The sequence below is a fragment of the Ruegeria hyattellae genome, from assembly GCF_041537925.1.
Lineage (GTDB): Bacteria > Pseudomonadota > Alphaproteobacteria > Rhodobacterales > Rhodobacteraceae > Ruegeria_C.
The window spans coordinates 74,611-89,220 of record NZ_JBGOSH010000004.1; the positions used below are offsets into that span (position 1 = coordinate 74,611).

Consider the following 14,610-nt stretch of genomic DNA (forward strand, 5'->3'; position numbering starts at 1 on the left):
TCGGTTTGACAGCTGCTTGCCCCGCGACTTAGCGTGCGCACACCCCCTCGGAACGATCTGCCAAGAGGCGTTACATGACCGAGAAACTGTCTCCGCGCGCGCTGATGGAAAAGCTGGTGTCTTTTTCCACGGTCAGCCGCGATTCGAACCTGCCGCTGATCGACTGGGTTGAGGGCTATCTCATCGCCCATGGCGTGACGGCGCACCGGATGCAAGCGCCGGGTCAGCCGGAAAAAGCCGCGCTTTTTGCCCATGCAGGGCCGTGGCAGGAAGGGGCTGTGGTCCTTTCGGGCCATAGTGATGTGGTGCCGGTGGATGGACAGACATGGGACACCGATCCGTTTGAGGTGGTCGAGGCCGAGGGCCGCTATTACGGGCGCGGCACGTGCGACATGAAAGGCTTCGACGCGCTGGCGATCTGGGCCCTGGTCGAGGCGCAGGGGCGCGAGATGACCACGCCGCTGCAACTGGCGCTGAGCTATGACGAAGAGATCGGTTGCATCGGTGCACCGCATTTGATCCGGGCGATGGAACCGGTCGTCCCCAAGGGGCGCATTGTCATCGTAGGCGAGCCTTCGATGATGCAGGTGGTTACGGGGCACAAGGGCGATGTCGGGCTGAACGTGCATGTGCACGGGTTCGAAGTGCACAGCTCGCTGCTGCATCAGGGGGTGAGTGCGGTGCATGAAGCGGCGCGGCTGATCGACTGGGCCAATCAGCGCAACCGCCTGAACCGCGCGGCTCCGCGTGACGCGACGGCTGCGCTCTTCGATCCGCCCTGGACCACCCAGCATGTGGGCACGATCGAAGGTGGTACCGCCAGCAACATCACCGCCAAGGATTGCTGGTTCTTCATCGAGTGCCGAACCTTGCCGGGTGTCTCGCTGAACGATTGGAAAGCCGATTTTCGGGCTTTCGCGGGAGAGGTCGAGGCCGAGATGCAAGAGGTGCACCCCGATGCCCACATCGAGATCAGCGACGCCTTCCAGGTCCCCGGTCTGGTGCCCGAAGAGCAAGGCGTGGCAGAGGCTCTGGCCCGCGCGCTGACCGGTGACAATGGCACTCATGTGGTCAGCTACGGCACCGAGGCCGGGCAGTTTCAGGATGCCGGATATTCCGTTATCATCTGTGGCCCCGGCGACATCGCGCAGGCGCATCAGGCAAACGAGTTCCTGTCGGTCGAGCAGTTTCGGGCCGGGCAGGATTTCATGATCGCGCTTCTGGACCATCTGTCGAGATGAAGGGCATTCCAATCACCGACATGTCGCCGATCGAACATGACGCGGCGCTGCCCTCAAGCGCGCCCGTCGTCATCATTGGCGGTGGCATTATCGGAGTGATGACCGCCTATTTTCTGGCACAGAAAGGCGTGCGCCCGGTGCTGCTGGAAAAGGGCCGTATCGCGGGCGAGCAATCGGCGCGCAATTGGGGCTGGGTGCGCCAGATGGGCCGCGACTCCGCCGAGCTTCCGATCATGGTCGAGGGCAACCAGATCTGGCATCAATTGCAGACGGAGTTGACCGAAGATCTGGGTTTGCGCCCCTGCGGCCTGACCTATGTGGCGCGATCCGAAAAAGAACTGGCCGGGTTCGAAGGCTGGCTGCCGCACGCGCGCGAAAACGGCGTTGATACCCGAATGCTAAGCGGGGCCGAACTGGCGGGTCTGATCCCGCAGGCGCAGGGCACCTGGCCCGGCGCGATGCACACGCCTTCGGACATGCGGGCCGAGCCTTGGATGGCGGTCCCGGCGCTGGCGCGGGCGGCTGTGGCGGCAGGCGCGGTTATCCGCGAGAACTGCGCGGCGCGGGTTCTGGACGTGCAGGCCGGGCGCGTCGCGGGCGTGGTGTCCGAGGCCGGACGGATCGCAACACGCGATGTGGTGGTGGCGGGCGGTGCCTGGTCCAACCTGTTTCTGCGGCGGCATGGGATAGGTATCCCGCAGCTCTCGGTGCGCGCCACCGTGGTGGCCACGACCCCAATCCCGGATGTCTATGCGGGCGGGGCGGATTTCGGTGAGATCGCCCTGCGGAGACGCGTCGATGGCGGTTATTCGTTGGCCGAAGGGGACGCGCATGATCTCTGGATCGGCCCGGACGCGTTTCGTGCCGCGCGCGCCTTTTGGCCGCAACTGTGCATGGACCCGTTCGGGCGGCGCTATCTGCCTGCCGCCCCGCGTGACTTCCCCGATGCCTGGGGTACCAAACGGCACTGGTCGGGTGATCAGGTCTCGCCCTTCGAGCGCTGCCGCGTGTTGAACCCCTCACCAAATAGGCGCAAGGTGGGACAGATACTGGACCGGTTTTCAAGCCTCTTTCCGGCGCTTGGCGCGGTGCGGGCCTCGGCTGCCTGGGCCGGGATGATCGACACGATGCCCGACGTGGTGCCGGTGGTGGATCGCGCCGAAGCGCTGCCGGGCCTGATGATTTGTACCGGGATGAGCGGGCACGGTTTCGGGATCGGCCCAGCCTTTGGACGCATCATTGCCGACTTGGTGACCGGCAACGCGCCCGGCCACGATCTGACCCGGTTCCGCCTATCGCGGTTCAGCGACGGATCGGCGCTGGAGTTGGGGCCGGAACTCTGATCTTTTTGGCTTGTTTCGCTCTGGACGTGCAGGTCGGGGCGCATATGTGATCGGGACAACAGGTATCGGCCCGCGGGCCGCAATCGCAGGAGCAAGTTATGCCAGTCAAGAACCGCTTTGCAGAGCTGCAGGATGAAATCACCGCGTGGCGTCGCGACATTCACGAGAACCCCGAGATTCTGTTCGACACCCACCGCACCAGCGCGCTGGTGGCCGACAAGCTGCGGGAATTCGGCTGTGACGAGGTTGTGACCGGCATCGGTCGGACCGGGGTGGTAGGTGTCATCAAAGGCAAGACCGACAGCGCGGGCAAGGTGATCGGGCTACGCGCCGATATGGATGCGCTGCCGATTCACGAGGCGACGGGGCTGGGCTATGCCTCGAAAACGCCCGGCGCGATGCATGCCTGCGGCCATGACGGGCATACCGCCATGTTGCTTGGGGCCGCAAAATATCTGGCCGAGACCCGCAATTTCGATGGCACCGCCGTGATCATCTTCCAACCCGCCGAAGAGGGCGGCGGAGGTGGCCGCGAGATGTGCGAGGACGGCATGATGGACCGCTGGGGCATTCAGGAGGTCTATGGCATGCATAACTGGCCGGGCCAGCCAGTGGGCAGCTTTGCGATCCGTCCCGGCGCGTTCTTTGCCGCCACCGACCAGTTCGAGATCACGCTCGAGGGCAAGGGCGGTCATGCTGCCAAGCCGCAGACCACCGTTGACAGCACGGTGATGGCGTCCAAGTTGGTGCTGGCGCTGCAAACCATTGTCAGTCGCAATGCCGACCCGACCGATCAGCTTGTCGTATCGGTCACCTCGTTCGAAACCTCGTCCAACGCGTTCAACGTGATCCCGCAGAAGGTCTTTCTGAAAGGCACTGTGCGCACCATGAGCACTGAAATGCGCGATCTGGCCGAGCAGCGGATCAAGGAGATCTGCTCTGGTATTGCAATGACCTTCGGCGGCACTGCAGAAGTGATCTATCATCGCGGTTATCCGGTGATGGTGAACTCCGAAGCGCAGACTGAGTTTGCCGCTGGCGTGGCGCGTGATGTCTCAGGCAGTTGCGAGGACGCGCCGCTGGTGATGGGCGGTGAGGATTTCGCCTTCATGCTCGAGGAACGTCCGGGCGCCTATATACTTGTTGGTAATGGCGATACGGCGATGGTGCATCACCCAGAATACAACTTCAACGACGAGGCCATTCCCGCCGGATGCAGCTGGTGGGCCGGGATCGTCGAACAGCGGATGCCCGCGGCGTGAGTTGAAGGCGGGCAGGGGGGCGCTGCCCCCATCGCGCCGCTCGATTCCCCGGGATACCTTTGGCCAGATGAAGAGCGGATCAGGACGCGGCGGGCGCTAAGTCTCGTTAGGGATTTTCACGCCATAGGCGGTTCTGGAAATTTCTGGCATGCGGGTGGGGCACCTGTTGTCAGGATTGTGCATTCATAGCTCGATCTTGCACACAGGACGGTTTTGCGGTTACCCAGCCGGACCACCTGAAAGCGCCGGCTTGCGCGCGGCTTTCCGTCATTCAAGGCGATCTGGTTAAAGACGACCACGTCGTCATCGAGAAAGGCGGAAGACAGGTAGTCGATCTCGTGCGGGATGGCGGCCATGCTGCGGTTCTGGTCAATGCAGGCCTGCTCGCTCTGTCCGGCCGCGCGGGTGTGTTCCCAGAACGTGGCATCAAGCCAATTCAGGTAGATCGCGTTATTGACATGGCAAAAGCCGTCAAGGTCGGCCTGCATGACCTTGAAACGTCTCCAGAAGGGATCGGGATATTCGGCGAGTTTGGAGTTGAGGTCTTGCATGTCGAGAGACCTGAAATGTCGGATCGGAATGGGAACAGGGGTCAGCGGGTCTCTGCGGGTCCGGTCAGTTCAAGCTCTAGACACAGGCTATCGATAACAGCCTGCAGCGCGTTTCGCTGGCTCGCCACATAGGCCGAGGCAGCCTGTCGAGCGCCGTCGAATTGCGCCGGGTTTTCCAGCCAGCCCGCGACGGCGCGGGCGAGGCTGTCGGCATCGTGAACCTCTCGCGCGCCGCCACCCTGCTTCATTTGGGCATAGGTTTCAGCGAAGTTGTAATATCCCGGCCCGGTGATCACCGCGGCCCCTGCGTGCGCGGGTTCGAACGGGTTGTGGCCGCCGATCTCCAGCAGCGAGCCGCCAAGAAAGACCAGCTTGCAGAGCGCGTACCAGGTTCCCGTCTCGCCCAGCGTGTCGGCCATGTAGACTTGGGTTTGCACTGTGATCGGGTCTTGCGAGGTGCGTCGGGCGGAAGTCAGGCCCGCGGCATCTATCAGCCCCTGCACCGCGTCACCGCGTTCTGGGTGGCGGGGGACCAGCAGCAAGAGCAGGTCGGGATGCGCGGCGAGCAGGGTTTTGTGGGCCTGCAGCACCTGTTCCTCTTCTCCCTTGTGGGTCGAGCTTGCGACCCAGACCGGGCGGTTCCCGATCATGGACTGCAGCGCATCGCGGGTTGCCTCATCCACCGGGAGCGGCGCCGATGTGGCCTTGAGATTGCTGCCCGGGCGTACCCGGTCCGGGTCGGCGCCCATGGCGAGGAGGTTGTCGGCGGTCTGCCTGTTCTGGGTCAGAAACAGCGTGAAACGGTCAAGGATGAACCGGGCGGTGCCCGGGAATCTCTGCCATCCCTGCACCGATTTCTGCGAGAGGCGAGCGTTGAGCAGGGCCAGTCTTATGCCACGCCGGTCGGCCTCGACCAACATGCGCGGCCAGAGCTCGCTTTCGACGAATATGCCTGCCTGTGGGTGCCAGTGATCGTAGAACCGGCGGACGGCCGATCCGGTATCGAGCGGGGCAAACTGGTGCCGGGTGCGCGGTGGCAGGCGCTTGGCGACCAACTCGGCTGAGGTGGGCGTGCCCGAGGTGATCAGGAACTCTGCCTGCGGCAGTGCTGCACCCATCCGGGTGATCAGCGTGAGCACTGAAAGGCTTTCGCCCACGCTGGCCGCGTGAAACCAGATAAGCTGCCCTTCAGGGCGGGGCAGGGTAGCTTGGCCCAATCGCTCGCGCTGCCGCTCGGGCGCGATCCCGGCCACGTCGAGCTTGCGGCGCACGCGGCGCCATGCCACCGGGCCAAGCGCGCCGGTGACGGCAGCGTATATCCGGTATAGCGGCGTCGGGGTGACGCCCTCTTCGGGCATCTCAGCCGCCCGTGTGGCTCATATGCCGGGGCATCTGGCCATCGAGCGTTTGCCGGGAATAGTCGAAATCATGGCCCTTGGGCTTATGACTGATGGCGGCTCGGATAGCGTCCTGCAGGGGCGCTTCGGTGTCGGGGTGATCGCGCAGGGGCTGGCGCAGATCGGCCATATCCTCTTGCCCGAGGCACATGTAAAGCTCGCCGGTGCAGGTCAGGCGCACGCGGTTGCAGCTTTCGCAGAAATTGTGGGAAAGCGGCGTGATGAAGCCGATCTTTTGCCGGGTCTCCTCCAGCCGCACGTAACGGGCCGGGCCGCCGGTGCGTTCGGTCAGGTCGCTGACTGTATAGTGGTTCTCGTACTCGGCCCGCACATCCTTGAGCGACCAATATTGGCCCAGCCGGTCCTCGTTGCCGATATCGCCCATCGGCATGACCTCGATCCAGGTCAGGTCCATGTCGCGGGAGGCGCACCATTCGGTGATCGTAGGCAGTTCTTCTTCGTTGAACCCTTTGAGCGCCACGGCGTTGATCTTGATCCGCAGCCCAGCCTTCTGTGCCGCGTCAATTCCGCGCAGCACCTGTTTCAGGCGGCCCCAGCGGGTGATATCGGCAAACTTGGCCTCATCCAGCGTGTCGAGCGAGACATTCACCCGCCGCACGCCCGCCGCATAGAGCTGATCGGCAAACCGCTCCAGCTGCGAGCCATTGGTGGTGAGCGTCAGTTCATCCAAAGCGCCGCTGTCCAGATGCCGGGTCATACCGTTGAAGAAGGTCATGATGTCGCGCCGTACCAGCGGTTCACCCCCTGTTATGCGCAGCTTGCGCACGCCAAGCCCCACAAAGGTCGAGCACATGCGATCCAGCTCTTCCAGCGTCAGCAGTTCTTTCTTGGGCAGAAAGGTCATGTTCTCGGACATGCAATAGACGCAACGAAAATCGCAGCGGTCGGTAACCGAAACGCGGAGATAGGTGATGGCGCGGGCAAAGGGGTCAATCAGGGGTGCTGTCATGGCGCTATACGTAAAGCGCAGCCCCGCCTGCGGCAAGAGGCATCATGTATTGGGTCTGGCATGGCTGGTCGTCTCTGGCTAGGGTTCCGGCATGAGATACTTAGCTTTGACCGCTTTGACCGCTTTGATCCTGATTGCCGGATGCGCGCAGATCCGCGACACGACGGATGGTTTGTTCAGCGGGTCATCCTCTGCATCAGGTAACGAGACGGTGGAAACGCCCGAGGCTGATTCCCCAGAAGAGGTCGAGGAGGTCGTCGCGACCGAGCAGTTCGATCCGGGCTGGACCGGAGCCAAGCAGACGATTGCGGGTCTGGGCGACGTATTGAAGCCCGGCGTTTGGCTTGAGACACCGCTGGTCAGTCTCGAACGCTCGGGTCGGGTGGTGGTGCGCAAAACTGGGGCCTCGGCCTTCGTTACGCTGATCCCGATCGAGGGCGAGGACACCGCAGGCAGCCGGTTGTCACTGGAGGCGATGCGGGCGCTGCTGGCGCCGATCGACCAGCTGGTTGAGCTGGACGTCTATGCCAATTAGGACCTGAGCGCGCATCCGAACAGACGCATGTTTCGGATGTCAGGCGACTTGTGGTATGTCGCATTTTTGACTGCATCGGCAACGGACTAAGTAATTCCCGATTAGACTTTCGACGGTGGACGGGAGTTTTGCTGCTCAGGAGAATAAATACGCTGCCGGTCTGTCGGAGTGAAATCGAACCGGCATCGAGCTGTAGCCCAGCCAGGATGGCAAGTTGGAGCCCATAGCGGAGGATCTCCCGCGCGGAATCAAGGCGAAGCCGCCCGTGGTCTGGCGATCGCGCGGTTCGCGCAAAAGTTGGGATTGCACGAACAGCCGACACCCGAGTGAGCTGAACCGCCTCAATGACCTACCGAAACTATAAGATGACCGGTTTGAGCCCAAAGTAACTACTCATGGGCGATAGTTATTCATCCAAGACCCGTACAATGCTGCCATCGTGTTGCATGGTACGGCCAGGCAAGGGACGGGATTGCCTATCAGTAGAAGTTATATCAAGTTGAGCGCCAATGACCGCGCAGATTCAAGGGGCTAGGAAATAGTGCAAGGGCGCAATTCGGTATTTAAGCTACTCAAATTTCTCCTTCTTTCTGTGACTTTCGTTTTCTTTTGGGCCGCGAGCGATGCGAAAGCGGAAACTCAATGCGAAATGCTTGGTAGCAACGTACCGGAGCTAGAGAAAATTAAGTCTGTTTTTGCTCAAGGCAACTACAGGTATTTCTTTGAGCTTACGGACAGATTCTCTTCCGAAGAGCATCCGGATGCGGAATCCATTATTGACGCACTGTTTGAGGCGTTCCCGTCTGGTTTTAGCTATTGCTCGACACTGTTCTCTGAAAAGAAATCCCCAGTCCTTGTGAATGAGGTGTCCTTCTTTGAAGCGCCCGGCGGAGCAGGTGTTTTTGTCGCATGGTCGGCTTTCCTGTATAGAGATCAATGGGATGTTATCAAGTACACGGTGTCGACTGAATTTGATGAAGTGCTTTGGGCCTTAAATTGAATAGGTGGCGAAACGAACTGAGCTCTTGAAGGAAACACCAAGAGTGGCATCGGTTAGTTTTGGGTAAGCGCGAAGCAAGGTTTGTTGTGACGCGAGCAAGTGCAGCGAAAGCTCACTTTGTCCCGCATAGTACGAGTTCAGGCCGCGGGGCGTGAACAACAATTTTTCGTTCGATCTACCTTAGAACTTGCCGTTGTCGTTCTTCCACTCCGAGCGGGGTGCGATCTTTTCGGTGGTGTCCCAGTGTTCGACCAGCATGCCGTAGGCGACCCGGAACAGGTCGAAATAGGCGCAGTGCTGGCCGGCATATTCCCCCTCGCTGACGCAGAGTACGAAATTCCCCTCGACCACGACGCGGTGCAGGTGGTGATAGTCGATCATGCGGTGGCCATTCTCGGTCTCTTCCAGTGCTGATATCAGAGTGGCGCGGCCATCAGTGAGCCGGGGGTTGTGTTCGATATAACCCTGTTCTGGGATGAACTCGGGGATCCTGTCCAGCATCCCGCCGATCAGCACGGTTTTGACAAAGCTGCGGGCAAGGCTGCGGTTGGCCTCGGTCAGCGCGTGATCGCTGGCCTCGGTCGGGCCGTCCACCATGCTGCGCCCGGTGGGGTTCGGACCCAGTCGGGGCTGGATGTTGTCCCAATGTTCAACCGCCTGACCATCCTCGAACCGGAACAGCTCAAACCCGATCCGCCGGGTGGCGAAATCATATTCGGTATGGGCAAAGACATAATCGCCATCCTCGAAGGCCCGCACGATATTCACCCGCGGCGAGGTTTTCGAAAGACGCTGGAAAAGCGCCGCCAACCCTTCGCTACCTTCATGGGTTTGCGGATTGTGCTGGATGTACTTGGCCTCGTTCACGACCGAGATCGGTTCCGGATCGCCGGTCTCGATGCTTTTGAGCAGGGCACGGACACGGTCTTTGTTTGCTTGCGGCATGGCTGGACAATCTGTTGTTTTGGGCTTGGCTTGCCGCTGAGACTGCGCGCAATCGTGATAGTGGGCAAGGGGCGAAGGGTTTTGCCACCCCCCAAAACTCAGCGGTCCAGATACTTTCCCGCTTCGCGCCGGGCAAAGGGTTTCATCGCCTCGCCATGTTCGGCCAGAAAGGCTCGGACCCGCGGCGCGTCGTGTTTGGACAGGTCGCGCAGCCACCAGGCCACCGCCTTCTGGATGAACCAGTCGCGGTCGGGCACATAGCTGGCGCCCCAACCCAGGATACGGTCGCGGCGGGCCAGATCATCCGGTTTGGGGTTGTTCTGTTTGGTCCAGGGCAGGGTGGAGACCAGCGCAGCGCGGCGGGTCCACATGTGCTCCGACCCGGTCCAGCCCTCGACCTGATCCAGACGCGCGGGATCGGCCACCAGCCGTTTTGAGATGGCCCCGCAGGCGTGGTCCGCAATGGCCCAACTGTCGAATTCCGGCACCCAGCTGCACAACAATTCCCAGACTGCATCATCGGGGCGGATGCGGGCCTGCGTCAGCAGCTTGGCGGCGGCGATCCGGGCCTCGAAGATATCGCTCTGCCACAGCGCGTCGGCCAGTTCGATCCGCTCCGGCAGGCTCAGCACCTGCCGCCACGCCTTGGTCAGATCATTGATCGCCGGGTTGGGGACACCCAGAACCGCACGGGTCTGTTTGTGATAGGCCGCTTTCTGTTCGGCGCGGCCGGGCTCAACATGAGCTTTGAGCTGGTCGAGATGGGCCGCGAGCATCAGGCCCCTCGAACCGGAACGCCGGTTGGTTTGCCGTCGAGGGTGGTCTGGTTCCTGTCGGCCCAGTATTGGCGGATGTCCGCGTCGGATTTGCCGTCGACCCATTTCTGCATTGTGTCGCGGTCGGCGCGGTAGTCCATGAGCGGGACGGTATAGCCGCAGGAGGTCTGGACCATCTCGATGTCGACATCGAAGATCTGCCTTGCGCTTCGATGGGGTGGGAAGTGTTGGGCCAGATCGGACCAGCCGGCATCGCCCTGCTGCACGGTGTGGGCGGTGCCATAGGCGCGCAGGATTATGGGGCGCGTTTCGAAAGAGCACCACATCAGCGTCAGGCGGTTGATTTCCAGCAGATGCCCGGCGGTTTCATTGCCGCTGCCCGTCAGGTTCATCCACAGGATGCGGTTCGGTCCCATCACCCGCAGCGACTCCATCCCTTTGGGCGAGATATTGACCCGCCCCTCTGGCCCGGCCGAGCCGGTGAAGAACATGTGCTGTGCTTCGATGAACGTGCGATGCGCGTCGTCGATTGCGGGGAACTGTTTTCCCATGGGTTACTCCACTGTCACCGATTTTGCCAGATTACGCGGCTGGTCCACATCCGTGCCCTTGGCGACGGCGGTGTGATAGGCCAGCAACTGTGCGGGCACTGCATAGAGGATCGGCGTCAGGCTGGGATGGGCATGGGGCATCCGCACTGTGGACCAGACACCGTCTTGCGCCTCGGCAATGCCGTCATCATCCGAGATCAGCAGCACCTTGCCCTTGCGTGCCATCACCTCCTGCATGTTCGAGATACTCTTGTCGAAAAGCGGGTCCCGCGGCGCCATCACGACCACCGGCATATGCTTGTCGATCAGCGCGATGGGGCCGTGCTTCAACTCTCCAGAAGCATAAGCTTCGGCGTGTATATAGCTTATTTCTTTCAGTTTTAATGCGCCTTCATGGGCAAGCGGGTACATCACGCCGCGCCCCAGGAACAGCACGTCTCGCGCCTCGCTCAGCTTCTGCGCGGCGGCGCGGATGGCGTCCTCTTGATCCAGCGCGCTATTGAGCAGCGCGGGCAGCCCGCGCAGTGCCGACACGTGATCGGCGATCTGCTCTTGCGTCAGCGTGCCGCGGTCCCGTGCCGCTTTCAGCACCAACATCAGCAGCACGCTGAGCTGGCAGGTGAATGCCTTGGTCGAGGCGACGCCGATCTCGACACCTGCGTGGATCTGGAGTGCCAACTGGCTTTCCCGCGCGATCGAGCTTTCGGGAACATTGACCACCGAAACAATCTTGTCGGCCTTTCCCTCGCAGTAGCGCAGCGCGGCAAGCGTGTCGGCGGTTTCTCCCGACTGGCTGACAAACAGCGCCACGGTGCGCTCGGGGATCGGTGGTTCGCGATAGCGGAATTCCGAGGCGATATCGACCTCGACCGGGATGCGCGCCAGTTGCTCGAACCAGTACTTCGCGGTCAGACATGCGAAATAGGCGGTGCCGCAGGCCACCATGGTCAACCGGTCGACCTGTGAGAAATCAATCCCCTCGCCGGGCAAGCGCACGACGTCAGAGCCAGAGGGCAGATAGGCGCGGATGGCTTCGGCAATTACGGTGGGTTGCTCGGCGATTTCCTTGGCCATGAAATGCTTGTGCCCGGCCTTGTCGGCGCGGGCGCGGTCGGCGGCTATGGTGCGCATCTCGCGATTGGCGAGTTCACCCTGCGCATCGCGGATTTCCAGCGTTGTGCGAGTCAGGACAGCACGGTCGCCTTCCTCCAGATATGTGATCCTGTCAGTCAGCGGCGCCAGTGCGATGGCGTCCGAACCCACGAACATCTCGCCGTCGCCATGGCCGATGGCCAGCGGTGAACCCTTGCGCGCCGCTACGATCAGATCTTCTTCGCCGTCAAAGAGAAAGGCCAGCGCAAACGCCCCTTCCAGCCGGTCGATGGCGCGGTAGGCGGCGGTGACCGGATCAAGGCCCGAGCGCAGGAAATGCTCGGTCAGCAGGGCGACAGTTTCTGTGTCGGTTTCGGTCTGGAATTCGATCCCATGCTCGGCCAGTTCCACCCGCAATTCGCGGTAATTCTCGACAATGCCGTTATGCACCACGGCCACTGATCCGGCGCGGTGCGGGTGGGCATTGCTGACCGAGGGCGCGCCATGGGTGGCCCAGCGCGTATGGCCGATGCCGGATTTGCCGGGCAGGGGTTCATGCACCAGCAGATCGCTGAGATTGACCAGCTTGCCCACCGCCCGCCGCCGATCCAGCGCGCCTTTGTTGACGGTGGCGATTCCGGCGCTGTCATAGCCGCGATATTCCAGACGTTTCAGCGCCTCGACCAGGATGGGGGCGGCCTCGTGATCGCCAAGAACACCTACAATTCCACACATCTCTACTGACCTTTCGACAGGTTTTCTTTCTTCTTCCGTAATATGGAGAAGAGTTTTTTCGCGTAGCCCGGCTTGTTTTCCTGTTTGGCGCGGGCCACTGCCAGCGCGTCCGGGTCAACATTGCGGGTCACTACCGTGCCGGTTGCTGTCATCGCGCCGTCGCCCACGGTAACAGGCGCCACCAACATCGTGTTCGAGCCGATGAAGACGCCCGTACCAATCTCGGTCCGGTGTTTCATAAAGCCATCGTAATTGCATGTGATGGTGCCCGCGCCGATATTGGACCTGGCGCCGATGCTGGCATCGCCAACATAGCTCAGATGGTTGACCTTGGCGCCTTCAGCGATCTCGGCATTCTTGATTTCGACGAAATTGCCGACCTTCGTGTCTTCGGCCAGTTCGGTGCCCGGTCGCAGGCGCGCGTAAGGACCGACCACGGCTCCCCGGCTGACATGGCAGCCCTCCAGATGCGAAAAGGCACGGATCTGCGTGCCGCTTTCCACCGTGACGCCCGGGCCGAAGACCACGTTGGGTTCGATCACCGTATCGCGCCCGATCACGGTGTCGGCGGCGAGGTAGACGGTTTCGGGGGCCATCAGGGTCACGCCCAGATCCAGCAGGGCATTGCGCGCGTTAGTCTGGAACACGGCGTCCGCCTGCGCCAGATCGGCGCGCGAGTTCACGCCCAGCGTCTCGGCCTCGGGGCAGGCCACTGCAGTGACGTTCAGATCGCGGGCACGGGCCAGTTCGACCACATCGGTCAGGTAATACTCACCCGAGGCGTTGTCATTGCCGACCGCCGCAATCAGATCAAAGAGCACCGCCGCATTGCAGGCCATCAAGCCGGAATTGCAGAAGCTGATCCGGCGTTGCTCTTCGCTTGCATCCTTGAATTCGACAATGCGCTCCAGCTTGTCGCCACTCATCTCCAACCGTCCGTAGCGTGCAGGATCGGCGGCATCGAACCCGAGGATGACCAGATCGTTCCCGGCGCGCGCCGCGATCATGCGTTCCAGCGTCTCGGGCCTGAGGAAGGGCGTATCGCCATAAAGCACCACCACATCGCCCTCGAACCCGTCCAGCGCCGCGCGGGCCTGGTCGACCGCATGGGCGGTGCCAAGTTGTTCCTCCTGCAGCACGACCTGCGCGGTCTCATCCTCGGCCAGCGCGGCTTTGGTGACGGCCTCGGCCCCATGGCCAGCGACGATGACGGTGCGTTCGGGCGACAAGGCCCGGCCCGCGCGCATGGCGTGAACAAGCATCGGAGCTTGCGCGATCGGATGCAGTACCTTGGGTAGATCCGAGTTCATCCGTGTGCCTTTGCCTGCGGCAAGGATGACGAGGGCGATGCTCATGAAAATGGTTTCTCTTTGTATTTTCCTTGTGCCCGTTTTATCCGCTGGGGGCAGGGGCGCAAGCACTGGTGCGATCAAATGAGATTGCGGGATGCAACAGAACGCGGCGGATGCGCGCCGACAGGAGGCAGGATGCGAACGGTTATTTTCGATCTGGATGGCACGCTGGCCGATACATCCGGTGACTTGTTGGAGGCGGCAAATGCCTGTTTCAGGATGATGGGCCATGGCGATGTGCTTCAACATGGCGCGGATGCGGGCGTTGCCCTGCGCGGCGGGCGGATGATGCTGACGCACGGGTTGCACCGGGTCGGTCAGTTCGATGCGGATACTGTCGACAACTATTATCCGGTGCTGCTGGATGCCTATGCCGAGAAGATCGATGTGCACACCTTCCTCTACCCCTCGGCGATGGAGGCGGTCGAGCAGTTGAAATCAGCCGGATACGGGGTCGGTATCTGTACCAACAAGCCAGAGGGGCACGCCGATCTGCTGTTGCAGCGGCTTGGCATACGTGACGCCTTTGCCGCACTGGTGGGGGCCGACACGCTGCCGGTGCGCAAACCCGACCCCGCGCCCTTGCGTGAAACAGCAAAGCGCGCGGGCGGGCATCCAGATCTGTGCCTGCTTGTCGGTGATTCCGATACCGACCGGGACACCGCGCGCGCAGCCGGAGTGCCATCGGTACTGGTGACATTCGGGCCGTCGGGCGAAGACATGGCGGCGCTGGAACCCGAGGCGCTATTGCATGATTTTGCGCATCTGCCGGATCTGGTGCCAGAGCTGATCGGCCATCCGGATGCCCCTGCTAAGGCCGCGCGGGCTTGACCGGGTCCGGCGCGCGCTTCACAAACGCC

At 61.9% G+C, this 14,610-nt stretch carries 14 protein-coding genes; 6 read left to right on the plus strand and 8 right to left on the minus strand.

Going from position 1 to position 14,610, the window contains the following annotated elements:
• Positions 1–74: 74 nt before the first annotated feature.
• The 3 genes from argE to AB1E33_RS11135 all read left to right on the plus strand — a co-directional run bounded on the left by argE (position 75) and on the right by AB1E33_RS11135 (position 3,846).
• Positions 75–1,241 carry an acetylornithine deacetylase gene (argE, locus tag AB1E33_RS11125; protein ID WP_372577347.1) on the plus strand — a complete coding sequence of 389 codons (1,167 nt, stop codon included), beginning with the start codon at positions 75–77 and terminating at the stop codon, positions 1,239–1,241.
• On the plus strand, positions 1,238–2,584 hold the full coding sequence (locus AB1E33_RS11130) for an NAD(P)/FAD-dependent oxidoreductase (RefSeq protein ID WP_372577348.1): 1,347 nt from the start codon (positions 1,238–1,240) through the stop codon (positions 2,582–2,584). Before argE ends, AB1E33_RS11130 begins: the two co-directional genes overlap by 4 nt.
• A 98-nt stretch (positions 2,585–2,682) precedes the next feature.
• A complete protein-coding gene (locus AB1E33_RS11135; protein ID WP_372577349.1) occupies positions 2,683–3,846 on the plus strand; it encodes a M20 aminoacylase family protein in 1,164 nt (387 codons plus the stop codon).
• A gap of 116 nt (positions 3,847–3,962) precedes the next feature.
• Here AB1E33_RS11135 and AB1E33_RS11140 read toward each other — a convergent pair whose 3' ends face one another.
• The 3 genes from AB1E33_RS11140 to moaA are packed head-to-tail and all read right to left on the minus strand — an operon-like array spanning position 3,963 to position 6,764.
• Entirely contained in the window at positions 3,963–4,397 is a 435-nt protein-coding gene (locus AB1E33_RS11140) for an acyl-CoA thioesterase (protein WP_372577350.1), read from the minus strand.
• A gap of 41 nt (positions 4,398–4,438) precedes the next feature.
• A complete protein-coding gene (locus AB1E33_RS11145) occupies positions 4,439–5,755 on the minus strand; it encodes a 3-deoxy-D-manno-octulosonic acid transferase (RefSeq protein WP_372577351.1) in 1,317 nt (438 codons plus the stop codon).
• Between the two features lies 1 nt (position 5,756).
• Positions 5,757–6,764, minus strand: a complete 1,008-nt coding sequence (gene moaA, locus AB1E33_RS11150; RefSeq protein WP_372577352.1) for a GTP 3',8-cyclase MoaA — start codon at positions 6,762–6,764, stop codon at positions 5,757–5,759.
• A 91-nt stretch (positions 6,765–6,855) separates the two neighbouring features.
• Here moaA and AB1E33_RS11155 point away from each other — a divergent pair, with 91 nt between their 5' ends.
• Both AB1E33_RS11155 and AB1E33_RS11160 read left to right on the plus strand, forming a co-directional pair.
• Positions 6,856–7,299: a hypothetical protein gene (locus tag AB1E33_RS11155; RefSeq protein ID WP_372577353.1), complete on the plus strand. Its 444-nt coding sequence runs from the start codon at positions 6,856–6,858 to the stop codon at positions 7,297–7,299.
• Between the two features lie 541 nt (positions 7,300–7,840).
• On the plus strand, positions 7,841–8,299 hold the full coding sequence (locus tag AB1E33_RS11160; protein ID WP_372577354.1) for a hypothetical protein: 459 nt from the start codon (positions 7,841–7,843) through the stop codon (positions 8,297–8,299).
• A gap of 180 nt (positions 8,300–8,479) precedes the next feature.
• On the opposite strand, the gene AB1E33_RS11165 is transcribed toward AB1E33_RS11160, so the two are convergent.
• The 5 genes from AB1E33_RS11165 to glmU all read right to left on the minus strand — a co-directional run bounded on the left by AB1E33_RS11165 (position 8,480) and on the right by glmU (position 13,753).
• On the minus strand, positions 8,480–9,244 hold the full coding sequence (locus AB1E33_RS11165) for a nuclear transport factor 2 family protein (protein WP_372577355.1): 765 nt from the start codon (positions 9,242–9,244) through the stop codon (positions 8,480–8,482).
• Positions 9,245–9,342: 98 nt separating this feature from the next.
• Complete coding sequence (locus tag AB1E33_RS11170; protein ID WP_372577356.1) at positions 9,343–10,020, minus strand: DNA alkylation repair protein; 678 nt, start codon at positions 10,018–10,020, stop codon at positions 9,343–9,345.
• Positions 10,020–10,571, minus strand: coding sequence for a pyridoxamine 5'-phosphate oxidase family protein (locus AB1E33_RS11175; RefSeq protein WP_372577357.1), 552 nt, complete (start codon positions 10,569–10,571; stop codon positions 10,020–10,022). Before AB1E33_RS11175 ends, AB1E33_RS11170 begins: the two co-directional genes overlap by 1 nt.
• Before the next feature lie 3 nt (positions 10,572–10,574).
• Positions 10,575–12,398 carry a glutamine--fructose-6-phosphate transaminase (isomerizing) gene (gene glmS, locus AB1E33_RS11180; protein WP_372577358.1) on the minus strand — a complete coding sequence of 608 codons (1,824 nt, stop codon included), beginning with the start codon at positions 12,396–12,398 and terminating at the stop codon, positions 10,575–10,577.
• 2 nt (positions 12,399–12,400) lie between these two features.
• Positions 12,401–13,753 carry a bifunctional UDP-N-acetylglucosamine diphosphorylase/glucosamine-1-phosphate N-acetyltransferase GlmU gene (gene glmU / locus AB1E33_RS11185; RefSeq protein WP_372577359.1) on the minus strand — a complete coding sequence of 451 codons (1,353 nt, stop codon included), beginning with the start codon at positions 13,751–13,753 and terminating at the stop codon, positions 12,401–12,403.
• A 132-nt stretch (positions 13,754–13,885) separates the two neighbouring features.
• On the opposite strand from glmU, the gene AB1E33_RS11190 reads away from it, so the two are divergent.
• The gene (locus AB1E33_RS11190) at positions 13,886–14,581 is read left to right on the plus strand and encodes an HAD-IA family hydrolase (protein ID WP_372577360.1); all 696 of its coding nucleotides are present in this window, start codon (positions 13,886–13,888) and stop codon (positions 14,579–14,581) included.
• Positions 14,582–14,610 lie beyond the last annotated feature (29 nt).

Excerpts from the sequence above, each read along its gene's own strand:
- argE (WP_372577347.1), top strand. The coding sequence starts at position 75 with ATGACCGAGAAACTGTCTCCGCGCGCGCTGATGGAAAAGCTGGTGTCT.
- AB1E33_RS11130 (WP_372577348.1), top strand. The coding sequence starts at position 1,238 with ATGAAGGGCATTCCAATCACCGACATGTCGCCGATCGAACATGACGCG.
- AB1E33_RS11135 (WP_372577349.1), top strand. The coding sequence starts at position 2,683 with ATGCCAGTCAAGAACCGCTTTGCAGAGCTGCAGGATGAAATCACCGCG.
- AB1E33_RS11140 (WP_372577350.1), bottom strand. The coding sequence starts at position 4,397 with ATGCAAGACCTCAACTCCAAACTCGCCGAATATCCCGATCCCTTCTGG.
- AB1E33_RS11145 (WP_372577351.1), bottom strand. The coding sequence starts at position 5,755 with ATGCCCGAAGAGGGCGTCACCCCGACGCCGCTATACCGGATATACGCT.
- moaA (WP_372577352.1), bottom strand. The coding sequence starts at position 6,764 with ATGACAGCACCCCTGATTGACCCCTTTGCCCGCGCCATCACCTATCTC.
- AB1E33_RS11155 (WP_372577353.1), top strand. The coding sequence starts at position 6,856 with ATGAGATACTTAGCTTTGACCGCTTTGACCGCTTTGATCCTGATTGCC.
- AB1E33_RS11165 (WP_372577355.1), bottom strand. The coding sequence starts at position 9,244 with ATGCCGCAAGCAAACAAAGACCGTGTCCGTGCCCTGCTCAAAAGCATC.
- AB1E33_RS11170 (WP_372577356.1), bottom strand. The coding sequence starts at position 10,020 with ATGCTCGCGGCCCATCTCGACCAGCTCAAAGCTCATGTTGAGCCCGGC.
- AB1E33_RS11175 (WP_372577357.1), bottom strand. The coding sequence starts at position 10,571 with ATGGGAAAACAGTTCCCCGCAATCGACGACGCGCATCGCACGTTCATC.
- glmS (WP_372577358.1), bottom strand. The coding sequence starts at position 12,398 with ATGTGTGGAATTGTAGGTGTTCTTGGCGATCACGAGGCCGCCCCCATC.
- glmU (WP_372577359.1), bottom strand. The coding sequence starts at position 13,753 with ATGAGCATCGCCCTCGTCATCCTTGCCGCAGGCAAAGGCACACGGATG.
- AB1E33_RS11190 (WP_372577360.1), top strand. The coding sequence starts at position 13,886 with ATGCGAACGGTTATTTTCGATCTGGATGGCACGCTGGCCGATACATCC.